Source organism: Pseudomonas sp. GL-B-19, assembly GCF_019956415.1.
Lineage (GTDB): Bacteria > Pseudomonadota > Gammaproteobacteria > Pseudomonadales > Pseudomonadaceae > Aquipseudomonas.
Map to the genome: position 1 here is coordinate 373,856 of NZ_JAHBDK010000020.1, position 19,167 is coordinate 393,022.

14 protein-coding genes are annotated in these 19,167 nt (G+C 52.5%); 11 read left to right on the forward strand and 3 right to left on the reverse strand.

What is annotated here, in order from left to right:
* The first annotated feature begins 1 nt into the window (after position 1).
* The 4 genes from otnK (at position 2) to otnI (ending at position 4,381) form a co-directional block, all read left to right on the forward strand.
* Positions 2–1,294, forward strand: a complete 1,293-nt coding sequence (gene otnK / locus KGB06_RS08425; RefSeq protein ID WP_223513838.1) for a 3-oxo-tetronate kinase — start codon at positions 2–4, stop codon at positions 1,292–1,294.
* Positions 1,291–1,929 (forward strand): aldolase, encoded by a 639-nt coding sequence (locus KGB06_RS08430; protein ID WP_223513841.1) that lies wholly within the window; start codon positions 1,291–1,293, stop codon positions 1,927–1,929. Before otnK ends, KGB06_RS08430 begins: the two co-directional genes overlap by 4 nt.
* A gap of 187 nt (positions 1,930–2,116) precedes the next feature.
* On the forward strand, positions 2,117–3,577 hold the full coding sequence (locus tag KGB06_RS08435; protein WP_223513845.1) for an SLC13 family permease: 1,461 nt from the start codon (positions 2,117–2,119) through the stop codon (positions 3,575–3,577).
* A gap of 21 nt (positions 3,578–3,598) precedes the next feature.
* A complete protein-coding gene (gene otnI, locus KGB06_RS08440; RefSeq protein ID WP_223513849.1) occupies positions 3,599–4,381 on the forward strand; it encodes a 2-oxo-tetronate isomerase in 783 nt (260 codons plus the stop codon).
* Between the two features lie 93 nt (positions 4,382–4,474).
* On the opposite strand, the gene KGB06_RS08445 is transcribed toward otnI, so the two are convergent.
* Positions 4,475–5,296: a DeoR/GlpR family DNA-binding transcription regulator gene (locus KGB06_RS08445; protein WP_223513851.1), complete on the reverse strand. Its 822-nt coding sequence runs from the start codon at positions 5,294–5,296 to the stop codon at positions 4,475–4,477.
* Between the two features lie 398 nt (positions 5,297–5,694).
* On the opposite strand from KGB06_RS08445, the gene KGB06_RS08450 reads away from it, so the two are divergent.
* The 4 genes from KGB06_RS08450 to KGB06_RS08465 all read left to right on the forward strand — a co-directional run bounded on the left by KGB06_RS08450 (position 5,695) and on the right by KGB06_RS08465 (position 11,306).
* On the forward strand, positions 5,695–6,204 hold the full coding sequence (locus tag KGB06_RS08450) for a cupin domain-containing protein (protein WP_223513853.1): 510 nt from the start codon (positions 5,695–5,697) through the stop codon (positions 6,202–6,204).
* A gap of 221 nt (positions 6,205–6,425) precedes the next feature.
* A complete protein-coding gene (locus KGB06_RS08455; protein ID WP_223513855.1) occupies positions 6,426–7,679 on the forward strand; it encodes a tyrosine-type recombinase/integrase in 1,254 nt (417 codons plus the stop codon).
* An 11-nt stretch (positions 7,680–7,690) separates the two neighbouring features.
* Positions 7,691–9,211 (forward strand): tyrosine-type recombinase/integrase, encoded by a 1,521-nt coding sequence (locus KGB06_RS08460; protein WP_223513857.1) that lies wholly within the window; start codon positions 7,691–7,693, stop codon positions 9,209–9,211.
* Positions 9,198–11,306 (forward strand): hypothetical protein, encoded by a 2,109-nt coding sequence (locus KGB06_RS08465; protein WP_223513858.1) that lies wholly within the window; start codon positions 9,198–9,200, stop codon positions 11,304–11,306. Before KGB06_RS08460 ends, KGB06_RS08465 begins: the two co-directional genes overlap by 14 nt.
* Before the next feature lie 669 nt (positions 11,307–11,975).
* Here the strand turns inward: KGB06_RS08465 and KGB06_RS08470 are convergent.
* Positions 11,976–12,245, reverse strand: a complete 270-nt coding sequence (locus tag KGB06_RS08470) for a helix-turn-helix domain-containing protein (RefSeq protein WP_110750062.1) — start codon at positions 12,243–12,245, stop codon at positions 11,976–11,978.
* 111 nt (positions 12,246–12,356) lie between these two features.
* Here KGB06_RS08470 and KGB06_RS08475 point away from each other — a divergent pair, with 111 nt between their 5' ends.
* The 3 genes from KGB06_RS08475 to KGB06_RS08485 all read left to right on the forward strand — a co-directional run bounded on the left by KGB06_RS08475 (position 12,357) and on the right by KGB06_RS08485 (position 16,619).
* Positions 12,357–12,767, forward strand: a complete 411-nt coding sequence (locus KGB06_RS08475) for a hypothetical protein (RefSeq protein WP_223513860.1) — start codon at positions 12,357–12,359, stop codon at positions 12,765–12,767.
* Between the two features lie 508 nt (positions 12,768–13,275).
* Entirely contained in the window at positions 13,276–14,469 is a 1,194-nt protein-coding gene (locus KGB06_RS08480; RefSeq protein WP_223513862.1) for a hypothetical protein, read from the forward strand.
* Positions 14,466–16,619: a hypothetical protein gene (locus tag KGB06_RS08485; RefSeq protein ID WP_223513864.1), complete on the forward strand. Its 2,154-nt coding sequence runs from the start codon at positions 14,466–14,468 to the stop codon at positions 16,617–16,619. The genes KGB06_RS08480 and KGB06_RS08485 overlap by 4 nt, the downstream gene beginning before the upstream one ends.
* Before the next feature lie 481 nt (positions 16,620–17,100).
* On the opposite strand, the gene KGB06_RS08490 is transcribed toward KGB06_RS08485, so the two are convergent.
* Positions 17,101–18,798 (reverse strand): hypothetical protein, encoded by a 1,698-nt coding sequence (locus KGB06_RS08490; protein ID WP_223513867.1) that lies wholly within the window; start codon positions 18,796–18,798, stop codon positions 17,101–17,103.
* Between the last annotated feature and the right edge of the window lie 369 nt (positions 18,799–19,167).

A 19,167-nucleotide genomic window follows, 5' to 3' on the forward strand; every position in this document is an offset into this window, starting at 1 on the left:
CATGACTCTTTCCACTGCGCGCCCTTTGTTGGGCTGCATCGCCGATGACTTCACCGGCGCCACGGATCTCGCCAATATGCTGGTGCGCGGCGGCATGCGCACGGTGCAGAGTATTGGTATTCCCGGCACCGAAGTGGCAGCAGGGCTCGATGCAGATGCGATCGTTATCGCGCTGAAGTCTCGCACCACGCCCAGCACTGATGCCGTCGCAGAATCTCTGGCTGCGTTGAACTGGTTGCGGGCGCAAGGCTGCGAACAGATTTTCTTCAAGTATTGCTCAACCTTCGACTCGACGGCGGCTGGCAACATCGGCCCTGTCAGCGAGGCGTTGCTCAAAGCATTGAACAGTGATTTCACGTTGGCTTGTCCGGCATTCCCGGAAAACGGTCGAACCATTTTTCGCGGGCACTTGTTTGTGCAGGATCAATTGCTCAACGAGTCAGGTATGCAGCATCACCCCCTGACGCCCATGACCGATGCCAATCTGGTACGGGTTCTGCAATCCCAAACCAGTCTGAAAGTCGGATTGCTACGCTACGACAGCATCGCGCAAGGCCCAGAGAAAGTGCGGGAAAAGTTCGCCGAACTGCGAGCGCAAGGTATCGGCATGGCCATCGCCGATGCGCTGTGTGATCAGGATCTCTACACCCTCGGTACTGCCTGTGCCGATCTGCCCTTGCTGACCGGTGGTTCAGGTTTGGCTTTGGGTCTGCCGGAAAACTTCCGCCGTGCCGGCAAACTACGGGATTTTGATGCCTCTTCATTGCCTGCTGTGTCAGGTGGCGAAGTGGTTCTGGCCGGCAGCGCCTCTGTCGCTACTAATGGGCAGGTTGCGGCGTGGCTTGAGTCCGGTCGGCCTGCCTTGCGGATTGACCCATTGGCGTTGGCTGCCGGCGAACCGGTCGTTGCGCAAGCCTTGGCTTTCGCCAAGGACAATGAACAGACCGTGCTGATCTACGCCACCAGTTCGCCGGATGACGTCAAGGCTGTGCAACAGAAGTTGGGTGTCGAACAAGCAGGCAGTCTGGTGGAACGCGCCTTTGGCGAAATTGCAAAAGGGCTGCGGCAAAATGGAGTGCGTCGCTTCGTGATCGCTGGCGGGGAAACTTCGGGCGCCGTGGTTCAGGCGTTGGGGGTGCAACTGCTGCAAATCGGCGCACAGATCGATCCGGGCGTACCAGCGACCGTCAGCAGTACGGACGAGCCTTTGGCGCTGGCACTCAAATCGGGCAACTTCGGTTGCCGGGACTTCTTCGACAAGGCACTCAAACAACTGGCCGGAGATGCGAAATGAGCGATGAAAATGCCCTGCGCGAAGAAATTTGCGACGTCGGTCGCAGCCTATATCAGCGCGGCTATACCGTGGGCAGCGCTGGCAACATCAGTGCCCGTCTCGACGATGGCTGGTTGATCACGCCCACCGATGTCTGCCTCGGCCGCCTCGACCCGACCGCCATCGCCAAGGTCAACCTGGCGGGGGAGTGGGTCTCTGGCGACAAGCCGTCCAAGACCTTGGCCCTGCATCGTCAGGTCTACGATCGCAATCCGGGAGTCGGTGGCGTGGTGCATACCCATTCCACTCATTTGGTGGCGTTGACCCTGGCCGGTGTCTGGCAGCCGAATGACATTCTGCCACCGTTGACGCCTTACCAAGTGATGAAGGTCGGGCACATTCCATTGATTGGTTATCAGCGGCCTGGCTCCCCCAAGGTGGCCGAGCAAGTCGCGCAACTCGCCAACAGTGTGCGTGGCGTGATGCTCGAACGTCTCGGGCCGGTGGTCTGGGAAAGCACCGTGTCCAAGGCCAGTTACGCCCTGGAAGAACTCGAAGAAACCGCACGACTGTGGTTGATGAGCAACCCGCGCCCCGAGCCTTTGGATCAGTCCGCTCTGGACGAGTTACGAGATGCTTTCGGCGTCCATTGGTAGGTCGCCGGACTCACTCGATACACCGCTAACGCAGGCTATGCCCGGGGATGCAGTACGACTCCTGTGGAAATCGGCTTGCCTGAAAAACAATAACAATAGGACTTACCTGTATGACACACCCTGACCGCACTTCTTATATTTTCAGTGGCAACAGCGTCTCCGTTGTACGGCGTGGAGGGCATCTGGTATGAGCCCGCTCATTCTGATGGCCACCGCCGGGGTAGGGATCGCGCTCCTGCTGTTCCTGGTGCTCAAGTACAAGTTTCAGCCGTTCGTGGCCTTGATGCTGGTGAGTATTCTGGTGGCGTTGGTCGCCGGGGTGAAGCCGGCTGATCTGGTTGCGACCATTGAAGGCGGGATGGGCAAGACCCTCGGTCACATCGCGATCATCATCGCTCTAGGCGCGATGATCGGACGGATCATCGAGCTGTCCGGCGGTGCCGAGTCCTTGGCAAAGACCTTGATCGAGCGCTTTGGTAATCGCCGTACGCCATTGGCGCTGACGGTTGCCGGTTTTATCATCGGTGTGCCGGTGTTCTTCGAGGTTGGCGTGATCATCCTCATGCCGCTGGCCTATGGTGTCGCTCGTAGAGCGCGTAAGCCGTTGCTGATGTTTGCCTTGCCGATGTGTGCGGCTCTGCTCACCGTGCATGCCTTCTTACCACCCCATCCGGGTGCCGTGGCTGCTGCGAGTCAATTGGGTGCCGACCTCGGTCGAGTGCTGATGTTCGGCCTGCCGATGACAGCATTCCTGTGCTACGTCGGCTACCGAGTGGCGGGGCGCATGACTCGTCGTTTTTATCCGATGACCGATGATATCCGTGCTGAAGTCTATGGCCCTCATGTGACCAATGAAGACCTGTTGGCGTGGACGAACGGTAATGGGACCAACACCGAAAAAGCCGCTGCTGCAGTGGCTCATATGGGACTTGAGGAATCCACCAGCAGTATTGTTGCCAAACTTCCGCCCGCACCGCCACCCGGTTTCGCTCTGCTCTCAAGTCTGATCCTGTTGCCGATCATCCTGATTCTCTTGGGCACGCTATCCAACTCGCTACTGCCGCCCGAATCGACACTTCGCGCGGTGATGACCGTGCTCGGTGCACCGCTGGTGGCGCTGTTACTGGACACTTTGCTGTGTGCCTGGTTGCTCGGTACCCGTCGTGGCTGGAGCCGCACTCAAGTGTCCGATGTCATCGGTTCCGCGTTGCCCGGCGTGGCCATGGTGATCCTGATTGCCGGTGCCGGTGGAGTGTTCGGCAAGGTGCTGGTGGACACCGGCATAGGTGCGGTGGTTTCTGATCTGTTACGTACCACCGGGTTGCCAGTGCTGGCTCTGGGTTTTCTACTGACCATGTTGCTGCGCGCAGTGCAGGGCTCCACCACAGTCGCCTTGGTCACCACAGCGGGTATCATCAGCCCACTGATCGCCACCCTTAACCTGACCCCCAATCATATGGCACTGCTCTGTCTTGCCATGGGTGGTGGCGGGCTGGCCATGTCGCACATCAACGATGCCGGTTACTGGATTTTCACCAAACTGGCCGGATTGAACGTCGCTGACGGTTTGCGCACCTGGACGGTGATCACTACCTTGCTCGGAACGCTCGGCTTTTGCATCACGCTGTTGATCTGGCCTTTTGTCTGACCCATTTTTCAAGGAGTTAACATGCCTCGTTTTGCTGCCAACCTCAGTATGCTTTACCCGGAACATCAGTTTCTGGATCGCTTCGCGGCGGCGGCGGCCGACGGTTTCGAAGCGGTGGAATATCTGTTTCCTTACGACTACAGCGCGCAGGAGCTCAAGCAGCGGCTGAGCGACAACAGACTGGTACAGGCGCTGTTCAACGCGCCGCCCGGTGACTGGGCGGCGGGGGAGAGAGGCGTTGCGACGTTACCTGGCCGCGAAGTTGAGTTTCGTTCGGGCTTCGACCGCGCGCTGGAATACGCCGAGGTCCTTGGGAACACGCGTATCCATGTGATGGCCGGCTTGTTGCCGTCGGAAAACGACCGCCAGCGTCACCATGCCGTGTATCTGGAAAACCTCGCCTACGCGGCGGCCAAGGCGAGTCAGGCTGGCATCACGGTGTTACTGGAACCGATCAATACACGCGACATGCCGGGGTTTTTCCTCAATCGTCAGGATCAGGCACAGGCTATCTGCAAGGAAGTCGGCGCGAGTAATCTGAAAGTGCAATTCGACTGCTATCACTGTCAGATCGTGGAAGGGGATTTGGCCACCAAGCTTCGTCGTGACTTTGACGGTATCGGCCACATTCAGATCGCCGGTGTGCCTGATCGTCATGAGCCAAACCTGGGGGAACTCAACTATCCCTACTTGTTTGACCTGATGGATCAGTTTGGCTACGACGGCTGGGTCGGCTGCGAGTACCGTCCCAAGGGTGATACTTCGGCGGGGCTGCAGTGGTTGCGGGACTGGAAGGCGCTCTGACCTTCGATGTTTAATTGCCGCTGCGTTGCCTGGAGGCAATGTTAGCGGGGGAGGCTCCGGTCGATACCGGAGCCCTTCTTTTTTAGGTCACTTTCAGGTCTGTTTCTGATCTGCGGGCAACACTAATTCGACACCTTGTTTGCGAATCCCATCTGCCGCAGCCGAAGCCAGGGCATCGTCACTGATGATGATGTCGAACTGCTCAAGCCCCGCGATCTTGTACATGCTGAATGTGCCGTACTTGGAGCTACTGGCAACCAGTACCACCTGCGACGCCGACTGCATCGCCACTTGCTTGACCTCGACCTTCAATGCAGAAGGAGTCGTGATACCGCGACGTAGATCCCAGGAACTGGTGGAGATGAAAGCGATGTCCGTCACGACCTGACGCAAGGTAGCAACGGCGAGTCCGCCGACACAGGAATGATTGGAGTGATCAAGCTGTCCACCCGTGTGGATCACCGTCACCTGCGGCGCGTCCAGCAAGGACTGCACCACGCCAAAATCGTTGGTCACTACGGTCATGCCAGACAGTGCTTTTATGTACGGTACGATCTCCAGCGTGCTAGTACCGGCATCCAGATATATCGTCATATCCGGACGCAGTAATCGGGCAGCGAGCTTCGCCATGGCTTGCTTTTGCGGCAACTCGACCACCGCCTTGAGTTGATGGCTGGGTTCGCTGTGCAGCTGGCTGGCAATACGTACTCCGCCGGTGACCGAATAGGCACGTCCTTCCTGCTCAAGCAGGGCGATATCGCGCCGTACAGTCATGTGCGAACAGTCGAACATCTCCATCAACTGGTGAACGCTCAGCACCTGGTGCTTGCGTAGCTGCCGCAAAATCAGCTCTCGACGCTGGTCAGGAATCACCGGTGCGGCGCTGACGGCTGCGATGTCCTTTTGACTAGGCATTGGGTGCTCCAAAGGGGTAAAGCTTCAGGTTTCGTATAACCCACATGGTAGCGAATCTACTGCTTAATCAGTAGTGTCGACGAGCAGCGAGTTCGATAAAGGCTTGTAGGGAGGAGGGTGACTGTAGGGGGGGCACGGCGTCTGATCGCTCTACAAGGAAGTTGTTCAGAAGTTTTCAGCGCGGCGCATTTCAGAGTCCGCAGCATCACGGATGAGGGCCAGGCAGGGACGAACCAAGATTAGAAGGAGAGTGGCCGTTTCCTCAAACACATCAGTCGAATATGATCGAGGTCGGTCTGAGCTTAGCTCGACTAAATATATGTTTAGTTGAGCTATGTAGCTAAATGCTGCAAACATGATGATAAATGCTTCGATATGACTGGATAGAGGTTGTCGGGATGGCGTTGAAAACACCCAGCATTAAAGAACTGGTCGCAACGCTCGACCTGGAGCCCCATTTGGAAGGCGGCTACTACCGCAGAACATATCAGTCGGATAATCAAAGCATGGTCACGACGACTGGTGGGCAGCGTTACCGGATGACGTCGATTTACTATCTGTTAACGAAAGATTCTCCCGTTGGCCATTTCCATCTAAACCAGTCCGACATCGTTCATTACTATCATTTAGGCGATGCCATTGAGTACTCGCTGATTTTCCCGGACGGCACATTGGAGGCCGTCATGATGGGCAGCAATGTTATCGCGGGAGAATGTTTACAGCTGCATGTACCTGGCGGTGTTTGGAAAGCTTCGCGGCTTACGGAGGGATCGGCAGGATTCGGTCTGATCAGCGAAGCAGTGTCGCCAGGGTTTGATTACGCGGATATGCAATTGGGTGATAGACAAAAACTCAGTGAGTGTTTTCCTGAGCATTCGGTGATGGTTGAAAAGCTCACGCGCGGATAAGGGCTTAGAAGGTATTGAGCGCTGTGAAGTCTGCGTGCAACCGGGCCAATCTTGAAATACGTTGTTACGTGTAATGTATATTATGTTAAACCAGATGCTATGTTAGAAATGTTCATGAGGCTCTTAAGGCACTGATTCGACAAACCCGGTTCTGCCGTCCACTCTCTCAACGGGCCATGTACTTCGTGTTCATGGCGCGTCATTGAATGAGGTGGCTGCCGATGAAGCTGATTCAGTGCCGTTACTCTTCTGGTCAGCGGGTACCGCTGCTTGTGCAGGATGGTCAGGCGGCGCCATTGCCCAAGCTAGTCCCATTCATCTACGTCCAGCTCAAGCTCAGGCATCGTGCATACAACACCGCCGCAGCGCACCTGCGTGCGATCCAGGCTTTCTACACCTATGCCAACAGCCGAGATCTGGATATCGATGAGGCCATCTTGGCGTGTCACTTTGAGGCGATTCTCGCCTTGTTGGATGGTTACGCCATCTGGCTCCAAAGCGGCCGTCAGGCCGATAATCTGGTCGCCCGAATCGGCACAGCTGCAACGGCACCTTTTCCGCATGTCGATCCGCGTACTCGTGACCAGTACCTGCGATTGCTGAAGCAATACCTGTCCTGGTGTGTCACCCGTTACATCCCGCGCGCCCGTCAAAACTCAACCACCCTGGCTAACATCGAGGTGGTATTTGCAGATGTCGCCGACGTCATTGAACGACGCTTTGAGAGCCATATCATCAATGTTCGTCCCGACCGCACTCGTTACCGCAGCCTGACAGATACGCAACTCCAGATCATTCGCACACTGATTCGCCCGGGCGCTGCGGAGAATCCGTTTCCGGAACGATTGCAGTTGCGCAATTGGCTAATGATTGAATTGCTGCTGGAGACCGGTATCCGTCGCGGAGAGCTTCTGAAGCTCTACACCACGGATATCAATCAGGGTTCTCAGCATGCCTATGTCAGCATCAATGACCGCGAACATGACCCAGGCGACCCGCGCGCTGAAGAGCCTGCGCTGAAAACCCACGGACGGACAGTAGGTATCTCCGCACAGTTGTATGAGGTCTACGAGCACTATATCCAGGGCGATCGGCGCCCCATACGTAACGGCAGACCAATGAAATTGCTGTACCGCTATTTGTTCATCTCTGACCGAGGTCGTCCGTTGTCGATCCGCGCGTTGTCTAACGTCCTTGATCGACTGTTTCTGACCGTTGAACTGGCTCATCCGGGATTGTTGCCTACACTTTCCGCGCATGACTTTCGACACACCTTTGCCGACCGGTTTTTAGCTTACCTGGTCGAGAAGCGTGGGTATGACCTCGAGCGGGCCACGGACGAACTCCGACGAGTCTGCGGCTGGTCTGACACTTCGACGATGCCACGCCGTTATGCAAGTCGTTATCTAGCCGAGTCGGCCAACCGCCACAATGCCCAGCGTGCCTCGGCAGCCTGGAGCCGACTTGACAGTTAAGGAGGTTCGCCTTGACCAAATCAGCCGATCAAGAACACGCTGCACCCTCCTCCTCTTTGCCGGCTTACGTATTCAAGGGCCCGGCTCAGGTTGCCATTCGAACTCGCACTAATGACCAGCCAAGGTACGTCGATACTCGATTGAGCGTTTGGACGTGGTACGACGGCGGAACGGCTATGAAAATAGATTGGGATGCGCTCCACCTGAATCCGAACCTCATGCAAATCGCCAAAGCGTTCGTGGCCTATGCACTGGAAAAGTATGCACCTGTAACGGCATTCAAAGCATCCGGGGTGTTCGGACGACTAGCTGAAAGCGATATCTCAGCCAAGTTTCCTTGGACGCGACAAGAGGTGGTCACGACCATAAGTACTTGGGCGAAATTTCGCGAGAGCACTATTTTTTTTAGAACGTTTTATCGCTGGGCCCTTAATCGAGGAATATTGGGCTTTGATAAAGAAACATATCTAGCACTTAAAGAAATCAAGACGAGCCGCCTTGATCCGTACGAACGTATATTTCTATCCCAGTCCGGTTTAGCCCTTGATGAAGAGATCCGGCTACTGCAGCGAATTGAGCGCGGTATCCAGACCAAAGACTGGAGTGAAGCTCAGCTCAACATGATGCTCCACTTAAGTTTCGAATTAGGCCCGCGCTCGATTCAATTCCATTCGCTTGATATTGCGGATTTTGAGTTCATCGAAAGCGCTGATCATGAAACGTATTACACACTGTGGTTACCCATGGCCAAAAAGGTCGGTCAGCGCAGACCTGAGCGACGGCCCCGCAAAATAACCACGCGGTTGGGTGAAAAAATCTCACGGCACATTTCAGAAATTCAACGCCGATTTGGTAACGACTGTGAACCATTATTTGTCAGTCCTCGTGGAAGGCGCCTGTCTGTAACCGAAATCATTGTGGGCCTCAAACACGAGCTACGTGAAGCTGGGATAGACAAGCCGAACCAGGTAACCATGTTGTTGCGTCATCACCTCGGGCAAGGTTTGGCGGATCAGGGTACTCCGGCAGACATTCTTGCCGAGCTGCTCGGCCACAACAGCACGGTTGCGGCGCGTGCTTACGTAACGGCAACCCCCAACATTGCCCGGATTAAAGAGAAAGCACTCGGTAAAAGCCCTTCCTATCAGCGCATTATGCGTAGTTTATTAACCGGGGAAATCGTCCAGCGCCGAAATACAGTCGCAGAAAGAGCCATCCGCGGCGTAATCGATACGCAGTACATCGGGGACATCGGTGCCTGTGCCCTGCCAGCTCATACGCACTGCCCCTACAATCCCGTCTACGCCTGCTACACCTGCAAGAAGTTTCACCCCTTTGCTGACGGCCGCCATGAGCAGGTGAAGGAGGCGCTGCAACGGGAGGCTCAACGGTTCATTGATATGGCAGAACAAGCCGGTGACCTAATTCACAACCGGCCCCTCGCCCAGCATCAGACAACCATCCTGGCGGTAAGCGCTACCATCGAACGCTGCCGGCAGCACTCGGAGGATGCCGCAGATGACGCTGTCTAGGGCAAGGCAGAGCCTCGAGGGCTTTATTACACAGGAGCAGGCGTTTTTTCAGTCGTTGCCAATTTCAACACCGTGGGCGTCACCGGTGTGGGACGTCGGAAGTTGGTTACCACAACGGGATAACCAACATGCTCTTACCTTCGAAACGCATCGGCAAGCCCTCGAGAAGACAGGCTATCCCGCCCCGCCTAAGGGGCCACTCCCCTTCACTTTCCAAGATTTTAGCAAGGCCTTGATTGTGTATCTGCAACGCACCCGGAACCTGAAGTTTTCGATGGCGGCGGCATACAATATTGCCGTCCGGCGGTTGTACAACCCGTTATTTGAGCGCGGTGTATCCGACCCCACACTGTTGACGCGAGTCGATTTCGACCGCGTCGTAGGGTTTCTCCACGACAGTGGCTACAAGAATCTCTACGACGCGATCTCTCATCTTCAAGTAGTTGCGGATACGATTGATAATCTGCAATTAACCGAGACCGCCATCCACTTTGAGCATGATGCAAAACCAGAAAAACGTCGTCACGATTATATTTCATTGCACGATCCTGATCGTGCGGTAAGACAGCGTAAATCTGATGACAGGTTGCCTTCTCGTGAGGCGATGGAAGCCTACGCCTTTTGCTCGAACCACCCGATCAGTGAGGGCGAAGAAATTTTGCTGCGTGTGATCGATTTGTTGATCGCGACTGGGCAACGGGGTAATGAGGTAACAGTAATTCCCTATGACTGTTGGGTCGAAAGGCCGATCAAAGGGACGGCAGGAAAGGTAGTTGTAGATGCCAATGGTAAACCCATAGTCGAATGCGGGATCAGGTACTTTGCGGAAAAGCAATTTCAATCCCGTGTTCATTGGTTCGCAGAAAGCGACGTTCCTTTAGCCAGGCGTGCGGTCGAACGATTGAAGATGCTGACCCAAGAGCAGCGAGAGCTCGCTAGGTGGCAAGAAGCCCATCCAGGGCGTCTCTGGAACTACACACCACAAACAGCAATGTCGGAGATTGAGGTTCTAGATTGGCTCGGGTTTAGCGAGAACCGAGAGACCCTTAGGAATCTCTCTGTGTATCTTTCCCGAAACGGAGTTCACCCCCACGTCGAGACTAAGCATCAGTCTAAAGCGATCAAACGCAGATACTTGGCCGGTGATATTGAGCGTTTTCTCGTTCCCAAACTTCGCGGCCATGCAGCGCTTACTGAAAATGTTGGAGGTAAGCTCTGTGTTGTCCTAAAAACCAGCGAAACATTAGCCATCGCGTTTGATGGTCAATTCCGCCTCGGTGGGCGGGAAGCAAATGTGTTTCGGGCAATCCCGCGTCGGGTAACCCTCGTGGATATCAATCGCGCGTTGGGTAATGATGAAAAGTATCCGTCCATTTTTTCGCGTCGGTCATTGACCGAGTCTGATGGAGCTCCGATTAGGCTAACAAGCCACCAACCTCGACACTGGCGGAACACTATTTACCATCTGACCGGCATGAGCGACGTTCAGCAAGCGTTGGCCCTGGGGCGAAAACGCCTCGACCAGAATGTCTATTACCAGCATACGAGCATTGAAGAGAACACCGCTGCCCATCAGGAGTTCTTGGCGTTCAATAGCCATCACGAGCGTATCGACTTTCTACATACCGGCATAAGAGATAAGCGCATTCAGGGCGCGTTGACCGACAGTTACCATGCTCTGCTGTCAGATAAAGGCACGACAACGGCAGAAGCATTTCTTGCCGTACACGCCACGGCGCTGCATGTGACACCCTTCGGAGGTTGCATTCACGATTTCTCCCAAGCGCCCTGCCCTAAGCATCTTCAGTGCTGGAATGGCTGCTCGCATCTCCATCTGATGGGCACTCCATCGGAACGGGCCAACCTTGAGAAACAAGCCGAGAGTCTTACGACCGCAATTACTATCATGCGCGATGCCGGCGCCGGAGAGGCAGGCAGCGATGTATGGCTGGCGGACCAGGAGGACAAACTCAACAATTTAAAATCCGTCCTCGCACGCGACACCAATGCAGGTGTGCAACGCGTGTTTCCAAATGGGCATCCAATGACGGTTGCGGACACGGACAAACGACACAGTTCGGTTTCAGATGACTAGGGGCGACCATGACGCGACGACAGACGTTGAGGGGCGGCACGTTGGACGAGGCAATCGACGCCCTCCTCGCCCAAATGGTTAGCTTGGGTTTGGAGCTCGCGCCGATCTCACGCGCCGAAGTGCATCGTCGATTGGGTCTGACAAGCCGCGCGACCTTAGTAGGTGATCGTGGTCGGCGGATCGAGTCCGCCCGTATCGCACAACTGAAGGAAAGCGGGATAGATCCGGACGGTGCCCGCCGGCGGAGAAGTTTCTAAGAGCGCATTGCTCATCTACAGGCGGAAAATGCCACCTTGATTACACAGCGCGATAGGCTCTACGAAGCGCTGTCTGTGATCGTGCATAAGTGTCTATTGAAAGGGTTGGATGTCGAAGACGTAATGGAGCCGTTACGAAAAAGATGAGCAGATGATTACTCACGTTTGCTCTGCACGGGCTTGACTGACAAGGCCACCCAGGTTTGACCGAGTATTTGAATGTGTCAGGCAGCTATGGGCAGCACTGGAGGTGAGGCAAAATCTTCCGATTCCGGACCGACTGATTTCTAGCGTTTGGTGAACAGCCGCTTCCCAGTATTGTGGATTAGGAGACCAGCAGCTCGATCACGTCGAAGACCTCGGCGCTGCGAACTGGCCTCGGTAAGTCAAAGCCCCACATGAGAGTTGCGTACTACCTGAGATCGCTGCGGACCTGCTCAAGGAGATCTTCCAGTTTAATGTCTGGGTCTTTCTTGAGGTAGCAGGCGACGATGACGGATACCGGATGCACCCCGATTGTGCCCGCCAGCTCGTCGACCTTCTCTATGGTCGCACCTTTGATACCTCTCTCCAACGAGCTCAAGAACGTACGGCTGCTGACTAAAGCAAAATCCTCCTGCGTTAATCCTCTGCTGATACGCAAGGCGCGAAGCGCTAACCCGAACGCTTGTTTTACTTCCATTTGCTTTACTCGCAAATGGAAAGATAAGGCCTTTTATGCACTCTATAGAGCTACAATCTATAGTGTTCATTTTGGGGTTTTTTTATGTTTAGAACCTATCGGCGAGACGTAATGATCTTTTCTTCCCAGCTGGAGCCGGATCTCCAGCTGTGGTCGTGCGTGGAGCAGATCATTCCGTTACCTTGGTTTTATGTCACGGTCCTCAAATGCGGTGGCGATTCCACATCGCGACACATGCTCATGGTTTCCGACGTCCAAACATTGGAAGATCTGAGTTTGTCCAAGTCAGCTGGTACGGCAATCGAGTCAATTCTCCTCGCCACACCGCCTGCCATGAATGGGAAAGAGAGATGGCTAATGGAGCAGCTTACAGAAATAGCATACGTTCCAAAGTCAAAGGGCACGGTCCGTCACTACCAATTCAAGGTCAAAGAGGGCACGGTTTACAACAACTCATGTGACCCTGGACTGGAAGTCGAGCAAGGTAACCTCAGCAGAGTGGTGATCTCGCTCTGCTCTTGATTTACGCCATTAAGTTTGCTCGTCGCGCGCCTGAGGCATTAGCTCGCCCGGTTGACCGGACGGATTCGCCGCTTGGGTCGTTTTCAGTCCTTCAGGACAGACAGCCATCCAGCTTTTGCGTGTGGATTCAACCGCGGGATGCCGACGGCCAGAAACAGCCCTTCGTAACAGGCATAAAAAGATCAAAAGCGGACGCACAATCCGCTCCGTTTCTGGCCGTTGTTGCCATTCTCGGCCGGCGGCAATTGCCTGCGAGTGATTTTAACGATGCATCTGTCCTCTGACTCAATAATCGTTAGATACAAGATTTGTGGGTCTTGGGTAAAAAGCGATGGACGAAAAATATCTCAGGAGTGCTATCTTTCGACGACAGAAGGGGCGCAGTTCGCAGGAACGTTTACACGTAGAGGGGGTGTACGTGTTGGAGGCTCGGCCAGCAGTAGGTGGTTATGGCCGGAGTGAATCCCAAAAAATTGGGAGTTAGATATTTAGGCTAATGGAGGGGTAAATGAATTTTGATTTTCCGACGAGCTTATCGATAGAAAGTTGCGAGGAGTTTCTGACTCAACTTGCAAAAGCTGATTCTGTGGAAGATATTCTGATACCGGAAGGCACTAAAAATATTGCTTTTGGAAGTTATGCAGCGGCAATTCAAGCGATTAACACTTGGGGTCGTTGCAGCAGTAGTCGGAATGTTTACATAAAGGCTACAGGAGCAGAGATTTCGGAGAGGGTTGGTGAGCTATTGAGTAGGCCGCATAAGTTCTGTCTCTCTATGCTTGCTAAGAATATCTATGTAGAGGGTGGTCTAGAGGATCTTCGTCCGTCAGTTAATCGTTCCGCTCGCGATGTCATTGAGCAGCAAGGGAAAACAAAATTTGGGCAGCAACGAGGTGGGTTATGCTGGTTTGCATTAGTAGATCACAGTACTAAGGGTTTTGATCGGAATTTTTATCTTCATAGTCATGACAAAAAACCAACCGTCAGGGGGCAACTCCAATTTAGATCTGTGATATCAGCAATGGTTGGTAAGTCGACTAACCTTGTGGGAGGAGCTGAGCCCCTTAATGATGAGGAAAGCGATTATTTAGGCAGGGCATTTTACGAGTTGTTTTTGAATACCCATGAACATGGAAGTCGAAGTGTCGAAAAGGATACATGGCTTAAACCGGGTATGCGTGTGATATACACAAACGGTGTCAATCTGAGCGCGTCAATCGTGGATGCTAGGGCAGCAGCAAGCGGAGCGATGAGCAATTATTTTTCGGCGGCTATCGAAGAGCTACCATTAGAACGAAGAAAGTTTATTGAGATAAGCGTTGTGGATTCAGGCCTTGGATATGAAGGAAGATGGCGCGCCGATCAGCCACAGATAGAGTCAGAAACGGGGCTGTCAGGCTTGGACGCAGAATACGAAATATTCAAGAAGTGTTTCACGTTCCGACAGACCTCATCTGGAAAAAGTTCGAAGGGCCATGGTTTGCCAGTAGTAATGGAGCGACTTACCAAGCTAAAAGCTTTCATGAGGGTGCGTAGCGGTAGACTTTCACTATTTCGGGACTTCATTAATAACCCATTTCATAGCGAAGACCTCTGTGAGTTTGAAGATTGGGAAACACTAGAAAGGGGCGCAAGGACTGAGATGGCTCCGGTATCAGGTGTCGCAGTTACCTTTCTAATTCCTTTGGAGATGAGTGAATGAACGGATGCTTTTCTTTTCGATTTAAACAGTCAGATGATATCCGTAAAAGCCTCCTTCTATTTTTCTCTGGAGAAGTTTCTAGTGATGTTGTTGCAAAGGTGGTGAAGGCTGATGTCGAACAAAATTTAGTGCCTGCGCATGTGTATGTATTAGCTTCAGAGAGTCAGCGGGACTCGCTTTCTGAGTTGGCTATCGATATAGCACTGAAGGAGGAAATCGAATCCTTCGTTGGTGATGCTGAAGAGAAATTGATATGTTTATATTTTTCTTGCGAAGGTAAAATTGCCCTTAACGCTGATTCAACTTTAATATCAGTAGATCTTGAAAGGGAGATACTCCAGTCTGGTGTGATTGATATTTTTCAACGTCGACGTGGACTGATTACATCACAGTCAAATTATCATTTTTTAAAGCCGTCAGGGGATCACTGCAATGCGTTCATACGCGCATCAAATCTCTTGGTTTCAAGCGTTGAAGTATCATTTCTCGCTATCGGCTTGCTGCCGTTCTTTTCAGTTGGGCTTAAGCGGATTTACGTTGACACTTCGTCAATATCTTATTTGGTTATCCAAGCGTTGAGCATGTCAGGGAAGTTTGGTACGACACTTCCGTTAATTGAGAGTTTTGAGTCTTATGCAGTCTTCAACAAGGATTATGATTTTATAGCGGGTGCTGAAAGCCTTGTTTTAATTTCTGCTACCACGAGCGGAGGGCTGGCGGAAAAGCTCATGAAAAATAGCGGTTTCCTAGCTGACACTGTAACGAATATATTCTACAGTTCGCTTCCGAGTGGAATAAACGGGCTCTTCAATATAACTGGCGCTTTAACTGGCAATGAATATTCATACCGTGCGAACGATTGTCCTTTGTGCAAGAGAGGATCTCGCTTAATTAGGATAGTGGGTGATCAGTTTTTGCCGGAAACCCCCACCAATGAACAGTTAATGATCAAAAGGGCAGACTTTAATAAGGATCGTGCAAGTTTTTTCAAAGAGTTTGCGACAAAAAATATTCTTTGCTGGTCTCAGTCTTCCAGCCCCTCGTCAGAATTTAAAGAGCTTTACTACATTGATATTGAGCGTGTTTTAAGCGAGCCGTCCCCTGATTTTAGAAAGATTTTTGAGCGAAAAGTTAGGAAAAATTTTGCAGTTGACGTTGAGCTTGTCGTGTCATTGGATGACTCGGGGTCGAAGGCATTTGCTGACGCCATACGATCTCAAGTTGGCACCGCAGCCGGAAAAGTCGAGTGGTGTTCTGTATCCGAACTTCGCCCAAATCAGTTGACAAATGTAGGCTCTGTAGTTGTTGTTGCAGGTGCAATAACGTCTGGCGGAAAGCTGCTGGATATGTCAAGGCGACTTAGAAAAATGCAGCCTACCGCATCGATATTGTACTTTGTAGGATTTTCTAAACTTTCGGACTCCGCCTCGCTCGAACAAGTTCAGAAGGACCTACAGCAAGGCGGACATGAAGTCGTAATCCTCCAGAAAGTTCCTATGCCTCGTGTGACGGAAAATAGCAAAACCTCTTGGGATATCGAGCATGACAACTTGATGGAAATTGGAGGGGATGATCCACTTGGAGACTCAGAGGCGCTACCCGAGCTTCTTGCGCAAAGATTAAGCTCCTACGGCGCCAGGCATGACAATTTATTCCTTCCTGCTACTAACGGGAAATTGCTTACGCTACGCCCAACATTTGCATTTTGGCACGAACTAGACTTGGATACGGATAAAGCAACCCAGGCTGATGTCTATTGGACTATTCAGGCATTGATACACGACTTGAGATGTAAAGTCGGAAAAGACGGCCTTGATAACTTCTATCATGCAACGGTTATCAGTCCAGCGTGTTTTGATCGCTACAACGATGGCGTGATCCAAGCGGCTCTACTTCGTTCAGCAAATCCTACTGAGCTTGATTACTCAGTTAGCGATGATTTTAGTCGTAAAATGTTAGGTGTGATTATTTCTATTATAGAGAGCCATGCCGTGGAGCAGGGTGAAGCCGCCTTGGAATTCTTAGTAGCAATGTGGATTGGTGCATTACGCCTGACGGCGGGAGATACCAAAAAATTATGTAAAAAATTTGCCGCCGGATCAGGGTCAGCAGATATGGACTTTCTACTGGATAAAATTTCTAGGGACTAAATACTAGTTCAAATTCAGTAGCAATACTTCATTGATGTATTGCTACTCCTGCAGTGAATGAAACGCTATAGCGTGTGGTGGTCGTGGGCGGATGTTAATCAGCCTATGGAGGCGTGTCGACATTTTGTCTCTCCCCCATCAGAGCTTAATGAAGATATATGACGCATTCTTTTCGAGCTAGTCGAGTGGCCGCTTTTGGTCAAAACCGAAGTTGCCAAGCAGCAGGGGCACAAACGTTCACACCTTTACCAGGACGTTCTGCACAAGCTGCAGAGCGACCCTGCGTTCACTGGGAACGAGCCAACTACTGAAAACTAAGGCGATGTTGTGAAAGCGTCTGCCCAACCCACACTGTGTGGTTACCCTACCTCATCCAAGGCTAAGTAAAATGTTCATTAATTGGCTCCGTCAGCCGCGCAATCGTATCTTAAAACTGTACATGGTGGTCGGACATCGCTAATGCGCTCCAACTGTCTCCCCTTCATCCGTTGGCGAACATCAGTACAATCAAACCAAGCGAAATTGCTATGTGCCACTTGTCGAACGTGCGTAGCCGCCCCTTGCCCAAAAAACGAAAGCCTCCACCGGTTGGAATTACTCGATATCGAGCAATTGGGAAAATTGGAATAAAGAAGAGGACGAAGTAATACGTCGCCATATAGGAACCATTAGAAGGGTTCTTGTCCGCACTTCCATAAAGTGTGACACCGACACCGTTTATCGTTCTCAGGGATGGCGCATTCTCAACAGGTTCAAGATCACCGAAGCTGGCATGATTGGCCTTGACTATAACTAGGTTCTCGCTGAGCCTCTGACGAAGCTTCACTTCCGTTGCAAGTTTCAGTGCATTCTCCAGCAACGAAACACATGGTTCCCACTTTGAAGTCTCATTGCCGTAAGCCACTGCGCATTGCATTAGTGCAATCGCAAGTATGTCCTGCGCCTCTAAGTAGGTCGGAGAGTTCGCCTTAATGGGCGCATCCTCCAACAACTTCCGCCCCTCATTGAGCAGGCGAAGCCCCTCGCTATTCGCAGCCCGAGGATTACGTCCAATACTATTGATGGCGCTTTCACACAGAGTGCGAATCGGATCAATTGCGGCAGACTCGTTACGGCGCTGCAGAATCTCGGCAAGAGCATCCGAGTCCTGTTCAACCCGCTCAGCGAGTTCTGGCGATTCGGCGAAGAGTTCTAGTATCAGTGCGAAAAGTCTCTGCGATTGAGTAAGCATGTCATGCTCGTTAAACAGGTCGATCGCAAGACTGCGGATGGAGTACGCAATCTGGTGACTCGGCTCGTGATCAATCCCCCTGGCCTTAGCGCTCAACTGAATCGGCTGTGCAACTTTGTCCCAGTTACGTGCAACCGCTTCAAGCTTGTCCACAATAGGCTTTACGACGCTCTCACCTGACTTGGCTGAGTCTCTAGCTGCCTTGATCAATTTTTGTGCGTTCTCAGCCTCTTTCTGAAGAAAGTCCTGCGTTTCCACAGCATAACTATCCACTAAATCGTCTAACAGTTCCGGTGCATGTCTCTCTCCTCCGCAGGTAATGCTATTGACCGCCACAGTCATCACATCGACAAGAGTCGCTGGTGGAAGCCTATTCAGGGCATCCTTGATAGCGTTGCGGTAGTAACGCTTCCGCTCTGACAGCTCCGCCTCGACCTGATCGATACCCATAACCTCAGGAAAACTAGACACTGAACGATCTTCGTTGATATCGCGGAAGACCTGGTCCACCGACAAATCGTCAACTAGGCACGCCATTTCCTGAATAAACTCAGCGACATCACCTGCTGAGTCGTTGCCATCCACCGCTTCAAAAGCGGCCGCAAGGAGATTCAGATGAGCGAGAGTCGGCAGACCCGACTCCTTTCGAATTGACATCGGGTCCTCATGCAGCGTCGTCACCAGCTGCGAAGCCTTTCTCGGCGAAACGCCCGGCAGCCAAGCCATTTCAGCGCTTAACCTCATTCTCGGGCTGGTCAGGTCTGATCGCGCTTTTTGGCAAGCATCATGGTCTAGCTCTAGCGACTTCTCCTCTGCCAGCTCAACGATGCGCCGCCGGTCATCCCTAGTGGTAACACCGAGCAGTGCAAATGGATTCTGCTGAAGATGAGACTTGTGCAAACTTCGCTGGCGTTGGTTTTTCGCTGCGCCGGACATTGGTGGTGTCATAGATTTGACTGCTCTAGGTATAGTGTTTATGTGGCTCTGGCTGCGCTGCACGTAGTCTGGGGCCGACAATTCTCATGCTCCCGGTCATCGATATCATCCGTTTTCTAGCGGTATCGAATTGTCATTCCGTACACCCAGGAGGCCTGGGGCATAAACTACTACTCGAGAGCGGAAGTGCATTTGTCACCGACCTTTTGATACCCGGAATTGCAGATCCACGTCGATCCGTTCACCCAAGCATTGTCCGGTACCTTGAATGCCTCACACCTGTCACCGATCTTTTGATACCCGGAATTGCAGATCCACGTCGATCCGTTCACCCAAGCATTGTCCGGTACCTTGAATGCCTCACACCTGTCACCGATCTTT

What these genes read in the sequence shown, in the direction of transcription:
- otnK (WP_223513838.1), top strand. Translation starts at nt 2, where the DNA reads ATGACTCTTTCCACTGCGCGCCCTTTGTTGGGCTGCATCGCCGATGAC.
- KGB06_RS08430 (WP_223513841.1), top strand. Translation starts at nt 1,291, where the DNA reads ATGAGCGATGAAAATGCCCTGCGCGAAGAAATTTGCGACGTCGGTCGC.
- KGB06_RS08435 (WP_223513845.1), top strand. Translation starts at nt 2,117, where the DNA reads ATGAGCCCGCTCATTCTGATGGCCACCGCCGGGGTAGGGATCGCGCTC.
- otnI (WP_223513849.1), top strand. Translation starts at nt 3,599, where the DNA reads ATGCCTCGTTTTGCTGCCAACCTCAGTATGCTTTACCCGGAACATCAG.
- KGB06_RS08445 (WP_223513851.1), bottom strand. Translation starts at nt 5,296, where the DNA reads ATGCCTAGTCAAAAGGACATCGCAGCCGTCAGCGCCGCACCGGTGATT.
- KGB06_RS08450 (WP_223513853.1), top strand. Translation starts at nt 5,695, where the DNA reads ATGGCGTTGAAAACACCCAGCATTAAAGAACTGGTCGCAACGCTCGAC.
- KGB06_RS08455 (WP_223513855.1), top strand. Translation starts at nt 6,426, where the DNA reads ATGAAGCTGATTCAGTGCCGTTACTCTTCTGGTCAGCGGGTACCGCTG.
- KGB06_RS08465 (WP_223513858.1), top strand. Translation starts at nt 9,198, where the DNA reads ATGACGCTGTCTAGGGCAAGGCAGAGCCTCGAGGGCTTTATTACACAG.
- KGB06_RS08470 (WP_110750062.1), bottom strand. Translation starts at nt 12,245, where the DNA reads ATGGAAGTAAAACAAGCGTTCGGGTTAGCGCTTCGCGCCTTGCGTATC.
- KGB06_RS08475 (WP_223513860.1), top strand. Translation starts at nt 12,357, where the DNA reads ATGATCTTTTCTTCCCAGCTGGAGCCGGATCTCCAGCTGTGGTCGTGC.
- KGB06_RS08480 (WP_223513862.1), top strand. Translation starts at nt 13,276, where the DNA reads ATGAATTTTGATTTTCCGACGAGCTTATCGATAGAAAGTTGCGAGGAG.
- KGB06_RS08485 (WP_223513864.1), top strand. Translation starts at nt 14,466, where the DNA reads ATGAACGGATGCTTTTCTTTTCGATTTAAACAGTCAGATGATATCCGT.
- KGB06_RS08490 (WP_223513867.1), bottom strand. Translation starts at nt 18,798, where the DNA reads ATGACACCACCAATGTCCGGCGCAGCGAAAAACCAACGCCAGCGAAGT.